Origin of the sequence: Streptomyces sp. NPDC048192, assembly GCF_043202415.1 — a bacterium.
Taxonomy (GTDB): Bacteria; Actinomycetota; Actinomycetes; order Streptomycetales; family Streptomycetaceae; genus Streptomyces.
The window spans coordinates 142,808-158,908 of sequence record NZ_JBIDAL010000004.1; the positions used below are offsets into that span (position 1 = coordinate 142,808).

The following is a 16,101-nucleotide window of genomic DNA, read 5'->3' on the forward strand; positions in this document are numbered from 1 at the left end:
GTCACAGCGTCTTCCCGGTCGGCGGCCCGACCAGCAGGCCGTCGCCGAAGCGGTCGACGCGGACCGTGTCGCCGTCCTTGACGTCGCCGGCGAGGATCTCCTTGGCGAGGCGGTCGCCGATGGCGGTCTGGACGAGGCGGCGCAGCGGCCGGGCGCCGTAGGCGGGGTCCAGCCCCTCCTCGGCGAGCCAGGCCAGTGCCTCGGGGGTGATGTCCAGGGTGAGCCGGCGCTCGGCCAGCCGCCTGCCCAGGCGGTCGATCAGCAGCTGGGCGATCCGCTCCAGCTCGGGCTTGGTCAGCGCCGAGAAGACCACCAGGTCGTCCAGGCGGTTGAGGAACTCCGGCTTGAAGGAGGCCCGGACCACCTCGAGGACCTGCTCCCGCTTCTCCTCCTCGGTCCTGAGCGGGTCGACCAGGAACTGGCTGCCCAGGTTGGAGGTGAGCACCAGGATGGTGTTGCGGAAGTCGACCGTGCGGCCCTGGCCGTCCGTCAGGCGTCCGTCGTCCAGCACCTGGAGCAGGATGTCGAAAACCTCAGGGTGGGCCTTCTCCACCTCGTCCAGCAGGATGACGGAGTACGGGCGGCGGCGGACCGCCTCGGTGAGCTGACCGCCCTCCTCGTAGCCGACGTACCCGGGGGGCGCGCCGACCAGCCGGGCCACGCTGTGCTTCTCGCTGTACTCCGACATGTCGATGCGGACCATGGCCCGCTCGTCGTCGAAGAGGAAGTCGGCGAGCGCCTTGGCGAGTTCGGTCTTGCCGACGCCGGTGGGGCCGAGGAACAGGAAGGACCCGGTGGGCCGGTCGGGGTCGGCGATGCCGGCCCGCGAGCGCCGTACGGCGTCCGAGACGGCCCGTACGGCCTCGGTCTGGCCGATGAGCCGCTTTCCGATCTCCTCCTCCATGCGCAGCAGCTTCTGCGTCTCGCCCTCCAGCAGGCGGCCGGCCGGGATGCCGGTCCAGGCGGCGACGACGTCGGCGATGTCGTCGGAGCCGACCTCCTCCTTGACCATGGTGTCCCTGGCGACCTCCTCCTCGGCCTCGGAGGCGGCCTCCAGTTCCTTCTCCAGGTTCGGGATCTCGCCGTAGAGCAGCTTGGCGGCGGTGTCGAAGTCGCCGTCGCGCTGGGCGCGTTCGGCCTGCACGCGCAGGTCGTCGAGCTTCTCCTTCAGCTCGCCGACCCGGTTGAGGGACTGCTTCTCCTTCTCCCAGCGGGCGGTGAGGTGCCGCAGCTCCTCCTCCTTGTCGGCGAGGTCGCGGCGCAGCTTCTCCAGGCGGGCCACGGAGGCCGGGTCGGTCTCCTTGGCGATCGCCAGCTCCTCCATCTTCAGCCGGTCCACGGCACGCTGGAGTTCGTCGATCTCGACCGGGGACGAGTCGATCTCCATGCGCAGCCGGGAGGCGGCCTCGTCGACGAGGTCGATGGCCTTGTCCGGCAGGAAGCGGGAGGTGATGTAGCGGTCGGAGAGGGTGGCCGCCGCCACCAGCGCGCTGTCGGCGATCTGCACCTTGTGGTGGGCCTCGTACCGGCCCTTCAGGCCGCGCAGGATGGCGATGGTGTCCTCCACCGTCGGCTCGGCGACCAGCACCTGCTGGAAGCGGCGCTCCAGGGCGGGGTCCTTCTCGATCCGCTCCCGGTACTCGTCCAGGGTGGTGGCGCCGACCATGCGCAGCTCGCCGCGGGCCAGCATCGGCTTGAGCATGTTGCCCGCGTCCATGGCGGAGTCGCTGCCGGCGCCCGCGCCGACGACGGTGTGCAGCTCGTCGATGAAGGTGATGATCTGCCCGTCGGAGTCCTTGATCTCGGCGAGGACGGCCTTCAGCCGCTCCTCGAACTCGCCGCGGTACTTGGCGCCGGCGACCATCGCGCCGAGGTCGAGCGCGACCAGCCGCTTGTCCTTCAGCGAGGAGGGCACGTCGCCCTTGACGATCCGCTGGGCCAGCCCCTCGACCACGGCGGTCTTGCCGACGCCGGGCTCGCCGATGAGGACCGGGTTGTTCTTCGTCCGTCGGCTCAGCACCTGCACGACCCGCCGGATCTCCTGGTCGCGCCCGATGACCGGGTCGAGCCGGCCCTCGCGGGCGGCGGCGGTGAAGTCGGTGCCGAACTTCTCCAGGGCCTTGTACTGGCCCTCCGGGTCGGCGGTGGTCACGCGGCGTCCTCCCCTGGCCTTCTTGAAGGCCTCCAGCAGCTTCTTGGCGTCGGCGCCCTGCCGTACGAGCAGCTCGCCGGTCCGGCCGCCCTTCGCGGCGATGCCGATGAGCAGGTGCTCGGTCGACAGGTACTCGTCGCCCAGTTCCCTGGCGCGCTCGCCGGCGTCGGCGATCACGGCCAGCAGTTCGCGGTTGGGCTGCGGGGGCGCGACGGTGGATCCGGTCACGCTGGGCAGCGCGGCCAGGATCTTCTCGGCGCCCGCGCGCACGGCGGCCTGGTCGGCCTCGACGGCCGCGAGCAGGTCGGTGATGTTCTCGTTGTCCTGCCCCTGGAGCAGAGCCAGCAGCAGGTGAGCGGGGGTGAGGTCCGGGTGCCCCTCGGTCACGGCCCGGTTGCCGGCCGCGTTGATGGCGTCCCGGCTCCTGTTGGTCAGCTCGGCGTCCACGTCGTCCGTTCTCCTCCTCGGCCGCACTCTTCCACTGCTGACTTAAACAGCGTACACAAAGTTGAGTCTATTCCGCTCAAGGCTGGGGCGGTAGGGCGGAAACCGGGGCGGGCGGCTAGGTTGCGGGCATGGTGAAGCACTCCGAGCCCTCCGAGCAGTACCTGGCCTTCTGGCGCGAGCGCCATCTGTGCACGCTGACCACGCTCCGGCCCGACGGCAGTCCGCACGTGGTCCCGGTGGGGGTGACGTACGACGCGGCGGCCGGACTGGCCAGGGTGATCACCAACGGGACCAGCGCGAAGGTGCGGCATGTACGCGCGGCGGGGGACGAGGGCGCCCGGGTCGCGGTGTGCCAGGTGGACGGCCGGCGCTGGGCCACGCTGGAGGGCCGGGCGCGGGTGTCGACGCAGGCCGACCGGGTGGCGGAGGCGGAGAAGCGGTACGCCGAGCGGTACGACCGGGTGCCCTCGCCCAATCCGGCGCGCGTGGTGATCGAGATCGAGGTGGAGCGTGCGCTGGGCAACCTGTGACGAACGCCGGGACGCGAGCGAACAGTTCCGGCCACCCTGGAAGCGCGCCCATACCGGCGGATGCCGTGACATACCGCTGGAAAACGACAGCGGCGTCACCGTGTTCAGGTCACGGTGACGCCGCTGCGGGGGGAAGCACCTGAGCGATCTTTTACGACGGGGGAATCGCGTCAGGCACTGCGGGGGGTGGCCGAGATGGTCCTCAGGTCCTGGTCCGCCGGCTCGGCGAGCCGGTGGTCCCGCTGGTCGAGATTCACAAAGATCATTCCGTACCGGACGGCACAGCGCACGGGCTGGGGGGCTCCGCGCGGCTTGCGCAGGCACCGGTACGCCCGCACGTCCTCGTCCGCGTCCCGCGTCACGACGACCGGCTCACCGAACACCGTCACCATCAGCGAGTCACCGCTGTGCGGGATGGCGGTGACCAGGTCGATGAAGTGCCATCCGGAGCGGTAGGCCGTGGCCATCTCGCGGCGGAAGGAGCGGTCGTCGGGTGGAGTGCTCATGACCGCACGGCCCAGCTGCTGTCGGCCGGGGCGACCCACGAACTGTCCGCCGGGGCGACCCAGCTGCTGTCCGCCGGAGCGACCCAGGAGCTGTCGCCCGGAGTGCCGGACGCCGCGATCACCCAGCTGCTGTCGCCGGGCGCCGCCTTGACCAGCCAACTGCTGTCGGCAGGTGCCGCCCTGACCAGCCAACTGCTGTCGGCGGGCGCGGCCTTGACCAGCCAACTGCTGTCCTGCGCGGCATCACCCCTCGCCCCCGCGTGACCGGTCATCGCTCCGAAGGCCAGCACGGCGGAGAAGGCGGCGACAAGCGCCGAGCGAAGCATTCTCTTATGCATAGTCGGCTTCGTCCTCATTTGAAGGTCACCTCTCCCCCGTCCGAATACGACGATGGCCCATTCCGGCACGTCATGGCCACACAATCGATGCATCATGTTCCTGCACGTTCAGGACCCTGGGGGGTGGAGATTTGGCGATAAATGAGACTAAGCGGACACATCCCCACGGGCTGACCGACCTGTGCGAGGACGGGCGCCGCCTTTACGGGAACGCTCTCCGGACGGGACGCCTAGCCCGTGCGGATGTGGAACCGGCGCCCTGTCTGATGGAGTTCGCCCTCCTTCACCCCGATCCCGACGACCCCAACTGGCTGCGTCCGGTCCCTCCATCCATTGCCCTGGCCCAGCGGCTCAACCCCATCGAGCAGGAGATCAGCCAGCGCCGGCGGCAGTCCATCGAACTGGCCGATGCTTTCGAGCCGTTCATGAGCATCAGTGCCCAGCCCACGGCGACCACGCACTCGATCACCGTGCTGGAGGGCCTCGACCGGATCAACGCGGCGCTGGATCTCGCCACCTCACAGTGCCAGACGGAGATGCTGACCGTACAGCCGAGCCGCCGGCGGCTGGAGCACACCCTCGCCAAGGCCCTGGAGCGCGACCGCCCGCTGATCGAGCGCGGCTGCCGCATCCGCACCCTCTACCAGCACCCGGCGCGCTACAGCCCCGAGACGCTGGCGTACGTGGCCCAGTTCACCGACGGCAAGGTGGAGTACCGCACCATCGACGAACTCGTCGAGCGACTGATCATCTGCGACGAGACCGTGGCCTTCATCCCGACGCGCGACGACGGGGAGATCGCGCTGGAACTGCGGCACCCGGGGCTCGTCCGCTACCTGATCAAGGTCTTCGAGTTCATGTGGGCCCGCGCGGTCCCGCTGAGCGCCGGCGCGCCCTACGAGACCGCCCCCGACGGCATCACCGAGATCCAGCACTCCATCGCCAAGCTGCTGGTGGAGGGCCATGTCGACGAGGCCATCGCCCGGCGCCTGGGGATGAACGTGCGGACCTGCCGGGCGCACATCGCCAAGCTGGCGACCGCGCTGGGCAGCGGCAGCCGCGCCCAGCTCGGCTTCCTCATAGCGCAGTCGGGAATCCTGGACCAGGACGTCTGAGTGCGGGAGGGGAGGCGACGATGGGCCGGGCCACGCATGCGGCACACGGTGCCGACGACCTGTGCTCCGAGGGGGCGGCGCTGTACGCACGCGCGCTGCGCGACGGTCACCTGCGCGCCGAGGACGCCGAGGAAGCGCCCTGCCTGATCGACACCGGCCTGCTGCACCCGTCGGTGGCGGACCTGGGCAGACTGGAGCCGCTCGCACCCGCCGTCGCCCTGCACCGGCTGCTGCTGGCCGCGGAGGACCGCATCGCCGACGAACGGCGGCGCGAGGCCCGGCTGGCCGAGCTGTTCGCACCGCTGCTGCGGACCGACGCCGGGCCCGCCGCGGCCGACGGCCCGCCGGTGATCTCCGTGCTCAGCGGATACCGCGGCATCGGCCGGGCGATCGAGCGGGCCATGGCGGGCAGCAGCGGCGAACTGCTCGCCGTCCAGCCGCACGTCAGCCACACTAGGGCGTCCGACGAGGCCCGCGCCGAGGCATTCGCCCGCGACCAGGCGTTCCTCGACCGGGGCGGCCGGATCCGCACGCTCTACCAGCACACCCTGCGGCACGCGCCCTCGGTGGTCGCCCGCTACGAGCGGCTCAGGGGCGACGCCGAGGCCCGCACCCTCGACGAGATCACCGACCGCCTCATCGTCGTGGACCGCACGGTCGCCTTCATCCCGGCGAACGCCGACCGGACCCTCGCGCTGGAGATACGCCACCCCGCCGTCGTCGGGTTCCTCGCCACCGCCTTCGACCGCCTCTGGCGCCTGGCCACGCCCCTGTACCCGCAGGCCGCCCCGCAGCCCTCCCTCGACGGCGTCACGCCCCGCCAGCTGGCCATCGCGGCCCTCCTGGTGGAGGGGCACACCGACGCCGCCATCGCCGACCGCCTCGGCATGAACGTCCGCACCGCCCGGCTGCACATCGCCAAACTCGCCGCCACCCTCGGCAGCGACAGCCGCGCCCAGCTCGGCTATCTCATCGCACGCTCGGGGATCCTTGATCAGGAGCCGTGAGCGCGCGGGCCGGCAGCCCGGCGCCGCGGTGGCCGTCCAGGCCGACCTGGGCGATCCGCACGCCCAGCTGGGTACGGCTGGCCGCGCCCAGGGTCTCCGACAGGCGGGCGATGTGGGCGCGGCAGGTGCGCACGCTGATGCCGAGCCGCTCGGCGATCACCGCGTCCTGGTGGCCCTCGGCGAGCAGCGCGGCGATGGACTGCTCGCGGTGCGAGATGCCCTCGATGCCGGTGTCGGGCAGCGGCGCGGTGAGCGGGATGGCGAGCCGCCACAGGCGCTCGAAGACCGTCACCAGGTACTCCACGAGGGCCGGGTGGCGCAGCTCCAGGGCCATGGTGCGGTCGGCGTTGGCGGGGATGAAGGCCACGGTGCGGTCGAACAGGATGAGCCGGTCGATGACCTCGTCCAGCGTCCGGGCCTCGACCGTGTCGCCCATCAGCTCCAGGTAGTTGAGCAGCCCCTGGCCGTGCCGGGCCACGTGCGTGTACAGGTCGCGCATGCGCACGCCCCGGCCGCGCAGGGCCAGCGCCCGGTGCAGCCCCTCGGTCAGCTCGGCCTCGCGGCGGATGCCGCCGGGCTGCACGGTGAGCACCTCGGTGGTGCACGCCTCGGTGGCCTCGTCCATCGCGGCCTGGATCCGGGAGAGCCCGTCGAGCACCCGGATCGCGCTGCCCTCGGCCGGCGCGGAGGGCGCGCCCTGCGGGCGGCCGAGGCCGGCGTACCACTCGAAGGCGGCCACCGCCGAGCCCACCTTGCGCTGGCTTTCGCTGACCTCGTCGTAGACGCCGCGCAGCAGCCTGGTCATGACCTCCTGCGGGGAGGTGGGCACCAGCCAGTCCATGTCGTCGGGGTCCGGGTGCAGCAGGGCGAGGTCCAGCAGGCAGGGCACCGCCTCGGCGTCGGTGCGCGGCACCCGGCCCCGGCGTACGGCCCGGGAATAGACACGGTCCCCGGCCGCGCACAGTCGGTCGGCCCCGTGTGGATGCTCCTCCGCCCCGTGCCCGGCCATCGCCCATTTCACCCCCGGTGTGCTGCCACTTCCGCAGCGCAACTATGCGCGGCGCCGACCGGGTCCGCAACACGGCTCGCCTCAACGGGCGCGCCGTGAAAGCATGTTATGTCCGGGTATCGACCAGGCTCCGCCCTCAGCTTTGCAACAAGCTGATGGGGGCGAGGGGTCAGGGCTTCAGGCCGATCGCCGCGCAGGCCGCCTTGTACTTGGGCGTGCAGATGTCGGCCACCGTGTAGATGCCGTCCGCGACGACCGTGTCCTTGATGTTGCCCTTGGTCAGGGCGGTCGGCTGGATCAGCTTGGACGGGATGTCCTTCGTGGTGGGGCTGGAGACCTTGTCCTGGGTGAGCGCGTCGAACTGGATGTCCTTGCCCTGGACCTTGGCCACGGCGATCTGGGCGGCGGCCTCGGCCTCGTCCGGGTAGGCCTTGTAGACGCTCATGTACTGCTCGCCGGTCACGATCCGCTGCACCGCGTCGAGTTCCGCGTCCTGGCCGGTGACCGGGGGCAGGCTGGTGACGCCGGCGGCCTTCAGGGCCTTGATGACGCCGCCCGCCATGCCGTCGTTGGCGGCGTAGACGCCAGCGATGTTGCTCTTGCCGATCGCGCCGATCGCCTTGGCCATCTCGGACTCGGCGAGTTCCGGCTTCCAGTCCGTGGTGTCGTACGACTCCGCGATCGTCACCTTGCCGTTCAGCTCGGAGAGCGCGCCCTCCTTGAACTGCTTGGCGTTGGGGTCGGTGGGCGAGCCGTTCACCATGACGATCTTGTCCGAGCTGTCGGCGTTCGAGCCGAGGGCCTCCAGCAGGGTGCGGCCCTGCACCTCGCCGACGAGTTCGTTGTCGAAGGAGACGTAGGCGTCGATCGGGCCCTCGGCGAGCCGGTCGTAGGCGATGACCGGGATGCCCGCGTCCTTGGCCTTCTTCACCTCGGGCGCGATGGCGTGCGAGTCGACGGCGTCGAGCATGATGATGTCGACCTTCTCGTCGATCATCCGCTGCATCTGCGAGGTCTGCCGGGAGGCGTCCGCGTCGGCGTTGGCGTACTCGACCTTGCCCTGCTTCGCGGTGAGCCTGGAGACTTCGCTCTTGATGATGGGGTAGTCGAACTTGTCGTAGCGGGTGTTGGCCTTCTCCGGCAGCAGCAGCCCGACGGTGATGTCGTTGCCCTTGCTCGGGCTCGCGCTCGCGCTGTTCCCCGTGGCGTCCAGCACGCCGCAGCCGGCGAGCGAGAGGGTCATCGTGGATGCGGCCACGGACAGGACGATACGACGCATGCGAGGGCTCACTTCGGCTTCCGGACGTAGGGCGGCTATACGACCCAGGTGTCTGAAAAGACAACGCGGAGGCCACACCCGTCGTCAAGCGGAACTACTTAACGAGTCCGCAACACCACGCTCAGCTGACTCTGTGAAGGACACGCGGAATCGCCTCCAAACACCCTTTACGGACCCTCCATCCAAAGGGAGTTCATGGCCGGGTAAAGAGCGGTACAACCAACCGCGATCTTCGCGAGTCGTGATCATCGGCGGCCGTGCGCCGCCCACCCGACTCGAGCAGAGGACCGAATGAACCCAGCCAGCCGCGCGACCGCCACCGCCGTCGTGCTCGCCACCGCCGGCGCCCTGCTGAACGCGGCCGCCCCGGCCGCGTCCGCGGCCACGACGTGCACGGCGCCGACGTACAAGCGGACGTTCTACGCGAACACCACGTTCTCCGGCACACCGAAGAAGACGGACTGCGACAGCGTCATCGACCAGAACTGGACCGGCGCGCCCGCCTCCGGGCTGCCGAAGGACAACTTCGGCGTCCGCTGGAGCGTCACCCGCGACTTCGGCTCCGGCGGGCCGTTCGCGTTCGCCGCCTCCGGGACCGACGGCATCCGGGTGTACCTGGACGGCGTGCGCAAGACCGACCTGTGGTCCAACACCTCCGGCACCCGCGCCAAGACGGTCAACGTCACCGTCCCCAAGGGCAGGCACACCCTGCGCGTGGACTACGCCAACTTCACCGGCGCCGCGAGCGTGAAGTTCGCCTACACCCCGCGCACCTCCGCCGCCGTCGACACGGTGCGGCCACTGGCCCCGACCGGGGTCTCCTGGGACCAGTACACCGGTCAGCCGCCCGGCATCGACGCCGTGCTCGCCTGGACGGCGAACAAGGAGATGGACCTCGCCGGTTACCGCGTCTACCGGCGGGTGGCGGGCACGAGCGCCTTCACCCGGGTCGGCACCACCACGGTGCCGCGCTTCAGCGAACGGCCGCCGCAGACCGGGCAGTCGTACTACTACGAGATCCGCGCCTACGACAAGGCCGGCAACGAGTCCGCCGGCAGCACCGACCAGGGCCCGGTACCCTCCCGGGACCTGACCCCGCCCGCCGCCCCGAAGCTCACCGCGACCGGCACCGAGGACGCCAACGAGCTGTCCTGGACGGCCCCTTCGGACGCCGTCTCCTACCGGGTGTACCGCAGGGCCGCCGGTGCCGCCGACTTCACCGCCCTCGGCGACACCACGTCCACCTCCTACACGGACGCCCAGGCCGCCTACCGCACGGCCTACGACTACAAGGTCGCCGCGCTCGACGCGCACGGCAACGCCGCCTACTCGCCCGTCGTGACCAGCACCCGGACCATTGCCCCGCCGCAGCACGTCACCGCGCGCACGGACAGCGGCGAGACGGTCGTCGGCTGGACCGAGCCCGCCGGCACCGCCGACTACGTCGTGCGCCGCTCCGCGGACCACGCCGACGGCTCCCGGGACTGGGCCACCCTCACCTGCGGCTCGCCCACGAGCGCCACGGACGCCGCCGGCGGCACCGAGCGCACCTGCACCGACTACTCCGGCCGCCGCGGCACCACGTACCACTACACGGTGCTCCGCAAGGACTCCGCCGGGCGCTGGTCGGTGCCCTCCGCCGAGGTCACCGCCACCCGGCCCGGCGAAGAGACACCGCCGCCGGCCGTCACCGGCGTGGCCGCCGAGCCCCTGGAGTACGGCATCCGGCTGTCCTGGCAGCCCAGCACGGCCCCGGACCTCGCGTCCTACGCCCTCTACCAGCAGCAGGACGAGTCCCACGACCCCGAGTACCTGGGGAAGGTGGACGCGTCGACGACGCAGACCCTGCTGCCCTGGCCGGCCGACGGCACGTCGTACCGCCTGTTCGTCGTGGCCGTGGACGTCTACGGCAACTCCCTGACCTACCAGGACGATCCGGACGTCGAGGACTGGAGCGTGCCCGTCGCCTCCGTCCCGGTGACCGCGCTCGACCTGCGGCCCACCTCGGTCCCGGACGACACGGCGGGCTGCCAGACGACGACCTGGCGGACCGCCGCCGGCATCAGGGTGGAGCCGTGGTGCCCCTACGAGGACACCTCCTCGGTGACCGGCTTCCACGTCTACCGCTGGGACCACGCCGAGGGCCGGTTCGTCCGGCTGACCGAGGCCCCGGTGGCCAAGAGCCGCGACGGCTGGTTCTGGACGGACACCCACGCCCCGGCCGGCACGACCCTGTACTACATGATCTCCCTCGTCCGGGCGGACGGCACCGAGTCCTTCGCCGACACCGACTACGTCATCACCCCGCCGAGCGCCTCCTGACACGCCGAAGGGGCCCGCGGTCGTCCGCGGGCCCCTTCACCGTGTTCCACTCGGTCCTGCTGCTGCCTCAGTCCTGCTGCTGGCGCTTGGGCCGCCACACCACCAGCGCGCTGGTCTGCTGGACCTCCTGGTACGGCACCAGGTCGCGCCGGTAGGAGGCGTGCACGGCGGCCTCGCGCTGCTGCATCGCGGCCGCCGCGCCGTCCAGGGCCGCCTCCAGCTCCGCCACGCGGGACTGCAGTGCGGCGACCTGGTTCTCCAGTTCGATGATGCGCTTGATGCCGGCCAGGTTGATGCCCTCGTCCTGCGACAACTGCTGCACCTGGCGGAGCAGTTCGATGTCGCGGGCCGAGTAGCGGCGGCCCCGGCCCGCGGTGCGGTCCGGGGAGACCAGGCCCAGGCGGTCGTACTGGCGCAGCGTCTGCGGGTGGAGTCCGGAGAGCTGGGCCGCCACCGAGATGACGTAGACCGGGGTCTCCTCGGTCAGTTCATACGGCGCACGAAAATTGTCACCGCGTCGACGGCCGTCCATCTCTCTCAGTCTCCCTTCGCGGCCTCGAACAGCTCCGCCCGCGGGTCCTCGCCCGCGGTCGCCTCGCGATACGCCTCGAGCGCGTCACGAGCCTTCCCCGACAGGTCCTCGGGCACACGCACCTCGACGGTGACCAGGAGGTCGCCGCGGGTGCCGTCCTTGCGGAGCGCGCCCTTGCCCCGGGCGCGCATCGTACGGCCGTTGGGCGTGCCGGGCGGCAGTTTCAGGGTGACGGGCGGTCCGCCGAGGGTCGGCACCCGGACCTCGCCGCCGAGGGCCGCCTCGGGGAACGTCACCGGCACGGTGACGGTGAGGTTGTCGCCCTTGCGGCCGAACACCGGGTGCGTGCCGACGTGCACGACCACGTACAGATCGCCCGCCGGTCCGCCCCGCTCGCCGGGCGCGCCCTTGCCGCGCAGCCGGATGCGCTGCCCGTCGGTCACCCCGGCCGGGATGCGGACCTGCATCGTCCGGGACGACTTCGCCCGGCCGCTGCCCTTGCACTCCATGCAGGGGTGCTCGGCGATCAGGCCGCGGCCCTTGCAGTCGGGGCAGGGATCGGTGAGCGAGAAGCCGCCGCCCGAGCCCCGGGCGACCTGCCCGGTGCCGACGCAGGTCGGGCACACGCGCGGCGTGCCGTTCTTGTCGCCGGTGCCCGAGCAGGCCTTGCAGGGCGCCTGGGAGGACATCCGCAGCGGCACCGTGGCGCCCTCGATGGCCTCCGTGAAGCTGAGCGTGACCTCGGACTCGATGTCCTGGCCGCGCCGGGGCTGGGTCCGCGTGCCGGCGGCGCCGCCGCGGTTGAACAGGCCCCCGAAGACGTCACCGAGTCCGCCGCCGAAGCCGCCCTGGGTGCTCGCCCCGCCTCCGAAGAGGTCGCCCAGGTCGAAGTTGAACGAGCCGCCGGCGCCGGGCCCGGGGCGGAAGCCGCCGTTGCCGAACAGGGCGCGCGCCTCGTCGTACTCCTTGCGCTTCTTGGGGTCGCCGAGCACGTCGTTCGCCTCGGAGATCTCCTTGAAGCGCTCCTCGGCCTTGGCGTTGCCCTTGTTGGCGTCCGGGTGGTACTCGCGGGCGAGCTTCCGGTACGCCTTCTTGATCTCGGCCTCGGTGGCGTCCTTGGGGACGCCGAGGACCTTGTAGTAGTCCTTCTCGATGAAGTCCTTCGTACTCATCCCCGACGTACCCCCTTCCCGTGCTTCCCGTGGGTCCTCACGTCAGCCCTCGTCCGGGCCACCGTTCTCCTTGTCGTCAGCGGCGCCGGCGTCCTTCGCCTCGGAGGCCTTCTCCTCGGCGCCCTCGGCCTTGACGGTCTGCGCGCCCGGCTGCGGCTCGGCGACGGCCACCCGCGCCGGGCGGATGGTGCGCTCGCCGATGCGATACCCGGGCTGCAGGATCGCCACGCAGGTCGTCTCGGTGACGTCCGGCGCGTAGCTGTGCATCAGGGCCTCGTGGATCGTCGGGTCGAAGGGCTCGCCCTCCTTGCCGAACTGCTGCAGGCCCATCTTGGCCGCGACGGTCTCCAGCGACTCGGCCACCGACTTGAAGCCGCCGACCAGTTCGCCGTGTTCCCGCGCGCGGCCGATGTCGTCGAGCACGGGCAGGAGTTCGGTCAGGAGGTTCGCGACGGCGATCTCCTTGACCGCGATCCGGTCCCGTTCGACCCGGCGGCGGTAGTTCTGGTACTCGGCCTGGAGGCGCTGGAGGTCCGCCGTGCGCTCGCTCAGCGCCGTGCGCACCTGGTCCAGCTGGGCCAGCAGGCCGGCGTTCTCGTTTCCGTCCCCGGCCGGGGCCGCCCCCTCATCGGGAGCGGCCTTCGGCTCGGCGTCGTCGGGGGTCGCGCCGGAGGGGACGTCGGGCTTCTCCTCGAAGCCCGGGGTCTCCTCCGTCATTACGCGGCACCGTCCTTGCGCTCGTCGTCCACGATCTCGGCGTCCACCACGTCGTCGTCGGCCTTGGCCTCACCGGCCGAGGCGCCGCCGGCGGCGGCCTGCGCGGCCTGGGCGTCGGCGTACATGGCCTGGCCCAGCTTCTGCGAGACGGCCGCGACCTTCTCGGTGGCGGTGCGGATCTCGGCGGTGTCCTCGCCCTTGAGGGCTTCCTTCAGCTCGCCGACCGCGGCCTCGACCTCGGTCTTGATCTCGCCGGGGACCTTGTCCTCGTTGTCCTTGAGGAACTTCTCCGTCTGGTAGACCAGCTGCTCGCCCTGGTTGCGGGCCTCGGCGGCCTCGCGGCGGCGGTGGTCCTCCTCCGCGTAGCGCTCGGCCTCCTCGCGCATGCGGTCGACCTCTTCCTTCGGGAGCGAGGAGCCGCCGGTGACGGTCATCTTCTGCTCCTTGCCGGTGCCGAGGTCCTTCGCCGTGACGTGCATGATGCCGTTGGCGTCGATGTCGAAGGAGACCTCGATCTGCGGGACGCCGCGGGGCGCCGGCGGCAGACCGGTCAGCTCGAACATGCCGAGCTTCTTGTTGTACGCCGCGATCTCGCGCTCGCCCTGGTAGACCTGGATCTGCACCGACGGCTGGTTGTCCTCGGCCGTGGTGAAGATCTCGGAGCGCTTGGTCGGGATCGTGGTGTTGCGCTCGATCAGCTTGGTCATGATGCCGCCCTTGGTCTCGATGCCGAGGGACAGCGGGGTGACGTCGAGCAGCAGGACGTCCTTGACCTCGCCCTTGAGGACACCGGCCTGGAGCGAGGCGCCGATGGCGACGACCTCGTCCGGGTTCACGCCCTTGTTGGCCTCCTTGCCGCCGGTCAGCTCCTTGACGAGCTCGGCGACCGCGGGCATACGGGTGGAGCCACCGACGAGCACGACGTGGTCGATGTCGTTGATGGAGATGCCGGCGTCCTTGATGACGTTGTGGAACGGCGTCTTGCAGCGCTCCAGCAGGTCGGCCGTCAGCTGCTGGAACTGGGCCCGGGTGAGCTTCTCGTCCAGGTGCAGCGGGCCCTCGGCGGACGCGGTGATGTACGGCAGGTTGATCGAGGTCTCGGTGGACGAGGACAGCTCGATCTTGGCCTTCTCGGCGGCCTCGCGCAGACGCTGCAGGGCCATCTTGTCCTTGGACAGGTCCACGCCGTGGCCGGACTGGAACTGCTTGACCAGGTAGTCGACGACGCGCTGGTCCCAGTCGTCACCACCGAGGTGGTTGTCACCGTTGGTGGCCTTCACCTCGACGACGCCGTCGCCGATCTCCAGCAGGGACACGTCGAAGGTGCCGCCGCCGAGGTCGAAGACGAGGATGGTCTGGTCGTCCTTGTCGAGGCCGTAGGCCAGCGCGGCGGCGGTCGGCTCGTTGACGATGCGCAGGACGTTCAGACCGGCGATCTCACCGGCCTCCTTGGTCGCCTGGCGCTCGGAGTCGTTGAAGTACGCCGGGACGGTGATGACCGCGTCGGTCACCTTCTCGCCCAGGTAGGCCTCGGCGTCCCGCTTCAGCTTCTGCAGGATGAACGCGGAGATCTGCTGCGGGTTGAAGTCCTTGCCGTCGAGCTGGATCTTCCAGTCGGTGCCCATGTGGCGCTTCACCGAGCGGATGGTCCGGTCCACGTTCGTGACCGCCTGGCGCTTGGCGACCTCGCCGACGAGCACTTCACCGTTCTTGGCGAAGGCGACGACGGACGGCGTGGTCCTGGCGCCCTCGGCGTTGGTGATGACGGTGGGCTCGCCGCCCTCCAGAACGCTGACGACGGAGTTAGTCGTGCCCAGGTCGATGCCGACCGCACGTGCCATGGTTGATTCCTCCAGCTGACTTGAGTGGAACGGACTCAAGTGTGCATGACGGCACCGGCTGGGTCAACAGACCTGAGTCGGCCGGGCTCAAGTCTTATCCGTTCCTTACACGCAACTGGCCCCTGACCTGCGTCGATGACATCCGCCGGGGTGGTTGGACAGGAATGCGAAGGGCGACGGCGACGACCAGCAGCACCCCTCCCGCCACCCAGGCCACCACCCCGTCCCCGGTCCATCCGGTGTGCACGAGCACCCCCACCAGCACCGAGGCGAAGGAGCCGGCCCCCAGCAGGACGACCGCGCCCTGCGGGGTGAACCCGAGCGGCCGCAGCCGGTGCACCAGGTGGTCCGGGCCGCGCCGCAGCAGCGGGCGCCGGGCCAGACTGCGCGAGAGGACCACGAGGAGGGCGTCGGCGAGGGCCACCGCGCCGAGGCAGAACACCACGGCAGCGCTCGGCGTGAGGTCGTACCCCGCGCGTGTGAAAACGAGCGACGAGGACAGCAGGAACCCGGTGAACAGCGAGCCGCAGGCGCCGAGCCCGATCCGCGCGGGGTGCCAGTTGTGCATCAGGAAGCCGGTGAGGGCGGCGGCGAACACGCTCAGCAGGACGGCGAGGCCGTCCATCACCTCGGCGGCGGCACAGGCCCCCGCCCCGAACGCGGTGACCACGCCGACGGTCCCCGCGAGCCCGTCCGCGTGGTCGAGCCCCTTGAAGGCCAGGGTGGCCAGCACGATCCAGCCCAGGGCCAGCAGGCCGCCCGGCACGCCCGTCTCCTGGTACGGCACCACGAAGGCCGCCGCCACCGCCGTACCGGCGACGAGCACGCGCGGGCGCAGCCGCCAGACGTCGGCGACCAGCCCCAGGGCGGCGACGCACGCGGCGGCGACCAGCAGCCTGCCGACGCCCTCGCCGAGCGGGGCGACCCTGGTCCACTGCCCGGCCCAGGCGACGAGGCAGGTGACGGCCACCACGGCGACACCGCCGAGCAGCGGAAGCCTGCGCTGCCGGCGCCGGTCGACGATGCCCGCCCGCAGCGCGGGCACCCTGAGCAGCGCGGAGAGGACGGCGGCGAGCAGCAGGGCGGCGGTGGCGGCGGCGATCCCGTAGAGCACGGCTCTAAGGTAGGGGTGAA

The 16,101-nt window shown here is 71.0% G+C and carries 14 protein-coding genes; 4 read left to right on the top strand and 10 right to left on the bottom strand.

What is annotated here, in order from left to right:
• Position 1: 1 nt before the first annotated feature.
• The gene (clpB, locus tag ACGFZN_RS08965; protein WP_393857804.1) at positions 2-2,599 is read right to left on the bottom strand and encodes an ATP-dependent chaperone ClpB; all 2,598 of its coding nucleotides are present in this window, start codon (positions 2,597-2,599) and stop codon (positions 2-4) included.
• Between the two features lie 128 nt (positions 2,600-2,727).
• Between clpB and ACGFZN_RS08970 the strand changes: the two genes are divergently transcribed.
• Entirely contained in the window at positions 2,728-3,129 is a 402-nt protein-coding gene (locus tag ACGFZN_RS08970; RefSeq protein ID WP_393857805.1) for a pyridoxamine 5'-phosphate oxidase family protein, read from the top strand.
• A gap of 170 nt (positions 3,130-3,299) precedes the next feature.
• On the opposite strand, the gene ACGFZN_RS08975 is transcribed toward ACGFZN_RS08970, so the two are convergent.
• Both ACGFZN_RS08975 and ACGFZN_RS08980 read right to left on the bottom strand, forming a co-directional pair.
• Positions 3,300-3,635, bottom strand: coding sequence for a hypothetical protein (locus ACGFZN_RS08975; protein WP_330338729.1), 336 nt, complete (start codon positions 3,633-3,635; stop codon positions 3,300-3,302).
• Positions 3,632-3,973: a hypothetical protein gene (locus tag ACGFZN_RS08980; RefSeq protein WP_393857806.1), complete on the bottom strand. Its 342-nt coding sequence runs from the start codon at positions 3,971-3,973 to the stop codon at positions 3,632-3,634. The genes ACGFZN_RS08975 and ACGFZN_RS08980 overlap by 4 nt, the downstream gene beginning before the upstream one ends.
• Before the next feature lie 170 nt (positions 3,974-4,143).
• Between ACGFZN_RS08980 and ACGFZN_RS08985 the strand changes: the two genes are divergently transcribed.
• Positions 4,144-5,088, top strand: coding sequence for a helix-turn-helix transcriptional regulator (locus tag ACGFZN_RS08985; protein WP_330342861.1), 945 nt, complete (start codon positions 4,144-4,146; stop codon positions 5,086-5,088).
• A gap of 20 nt (positions 5,089-5,108) precedes the next feature.
• Entirely contained in the window at positions 5,109-6,095 is a 987-nt protein-coding gene (locus ACGFZN_RS08990) for a helix-turn-helix transcriptional regulator (RefSeq protein WP_393857807.1), read from the top strand.
• Here ACGFZN_RS08990 and ACGFZN_RS08995 read toward each other — a convergent pair.
• Both ACGFZN_RS08995 and ACGFZN_RS09000 read right to left on the bottom strand, forming a co-directional pair.
• Positions 6,058-7,104 (bottom strand): LuxR C-terminal-related transcriptional regulator, encoded by a 1,047-nt coding sequence (locus ACGFZN_RS08995; RefSeq protein ID WP_393857808.1) that lies wholly within the window; start codon positions 7,102-7,104, stop codon positions 6,058-6,060. The two genes, ACGFZN_RS08990 and ACGFZN_RS08995, sit on opposite strands and share 38 nt — an antisense overlap.
• Positions 7,105-7,273: 169 nt before the next feature.
• Positions 7,274-8,383 carry a sugar ABC transporter substrate-binding protein gene (locus ACGFZN_RS09000; RefSeq protein ID WP_393857809.1) on the bottom strand — a complete coding sequence of 370 codons (1,110 nt, stop codon included), beginning with the start codon at positions 8,381-8,383 and terminating at the stop codon, positions 7,274-7,276.
• 291 nt (positions 8,384-8,674) lie between these two features.
• On the opposite strand from ACGFZN_RS09000, the gene ACGFZN_RS09005 reads away from it, so the two are divergent.
• Positions 8,675-10,705, top strand: a complete 2,031-nt coding sequence (locus ACGFZN_RS09005; RefSeq protein WP_393857810.1) for a fibronectin type III domain-containing protein — start codon at positions 8,675-8,677, stop codon at positions 10,703-10,705.
• 67 nt (positions 10,706-10,772) lie between these two features.
• On the opposite strand, the gene ACGFZN_RS09010 is transcribed toward ACGFZN_RS09005, so the two are convergent.
• From ACGFZN_RS09010 to ACGFZN_RS09030, 5 genes are all read right to left on the bottom strand, one after another.
• Positions 10,773-11,237: a heat shock protein transcriptional repressor HspR gene (locus ACGFZN_RS09010; protein ID WP_393857811.1), complete on the bottom strand. Its 465-nt coding sequence runs from the start codon at positions 11,235-11,237 to the stop codon at positions 10,773-10,775.
• Positions 11,238-11,242: 5 nt separating this feature from the next.
• A complete protein-coding gene (dnaJ, locus tag ACGFZN_RS09015; RefSeq protein WP_393857812.1) occupies positions 11,243-12,409 on the bottom strand; it encodes a molecular chaperone DnaJ in 1,167 nt (388 codons plus the stop codon).
• 42 nt (positions 12,410-12,451) lie between these two features.
• On the bottom strand, positions 12,452-13,126 hold the full coding sequence (gene grpE / locus ACGFZN_RS09020; protein ID WP_393857813.1) for a nucleotide exchange factor GrpE: 675 nt from the start codon (positions 13,124-13,126) through the stop codon (positions 12,452-12,454).
• Positions 13,126-14,967 carry a molecular chaperone DnaK gene (gene dnaK / locus ACGFZN_RS09025; RefSeq protein WP_330338738.1) on the bottom strand — a complete coding sequence of 614 codons (1,842 nt, stop codon included), beginning with the start codon at positions 14,965-14,967 and terminating at the stop codon, positions 13,126-13,128. The genes grpE and dnaK overlap by 1 nt, the downstream gene beginning before the upstream one ends.
• Positions 14,968-15,061: 94 nt before the next feature.
• Positions 15,062-16,081 carry an MraY family glycosyltransferase gene (locus tag ACGFZN_RS09030; RefSeq protein ID WP_393857814.1) on the bottom strand — a complete coding sequence of 340 codons (1,020 nt, stop codon included), beginning with the start codon at positions 16,079-16,081 and terminating at the stop codon, positions 15,062-15,064.
• Between the last annotated feature and the right edge of the window lie 20 nt (positions 16,082-16,101).

Bases quoted from the DNA above. Each gene is read 5' to 3' on its own strand.
- dnaK (WP_330338738.1), bottom strand. From the start codon at position 14,967: ATGGCACGTGCGGTCGGCATCGACCTGGGCACGACTAACTCCGTCGTC.
- ACGFZN_RS08980 (WP_393857806.1), bottom strand. From the start codon at position 3,973: ATGCATAAGAGAATGCTTCGCTCGGCGCTTGTCGCCGCCTTCTCCGCC.
- ACGFZN_RS09000 (WP_393857809.1), bottom strand. From the start codon at position 8,383: ATGCGTCGTATCGTCCTGTCCGTGGCCGCATCCACGATGACCCTCTCG.
- ACGFZN_RS09005 (WP_393857810.1), top strand. From the start codon at position 8,675: ATGAACCCAGCCAGCCGCGCGACCGCCACCGCCGTCGTGCTCGCCACC.
- ACGFZN_RS09010 (WP_393857811.1), bottom strand. From the start codon at position 11,237: ATGGACGGCCGTCGACGCGGTGACAATTTTCGTGCGCCGTATGAACTG.
- grpE (WP_393857813.1), bottom strand. From the start codon at position 13,126: ATGACGGAGGAGACCCCGGGCTTCGAGGAGAAGCCCGACGTCCCCTCC.
- ACGFZN_RS08975 (WP_330338729.1), bottom strand. From the start codon at position 3,635: ATGAGCACTCCACCCGACGACCGCTCCTTCCGCCGCGAGATGGCCACG.
- ACGFZN_RS08990 (WP_393857807.1), top strand. From the start codon at position 5,109: ATGGGCCGGGCCACGCATGCGGCACACGGTGCCGACGACCTGTGCTCC.
- ACGFZN_RS08970 (WP_393857805.1), top strand. From the start codon at position 2,728: ATGGTGAAGCACTCCGAGCCCTCCGAGCAGTACCTGGCCTTCTGGCGC.
- ACGFZN_RS08995 (WP_393857808.1), bottom strand. From the start codon at position 7,104: ATGGCCGGGCACGGGGCGGAGGAGCATCCACACGGGGCCGACCGACTG.
- dnaJ (WP_393857812.1), bottom strand. From the start codon at position 12,409: ATGAGTACGAAGGACTTCATCGAGAAGGACTACTACAAGGTCCTCGGC.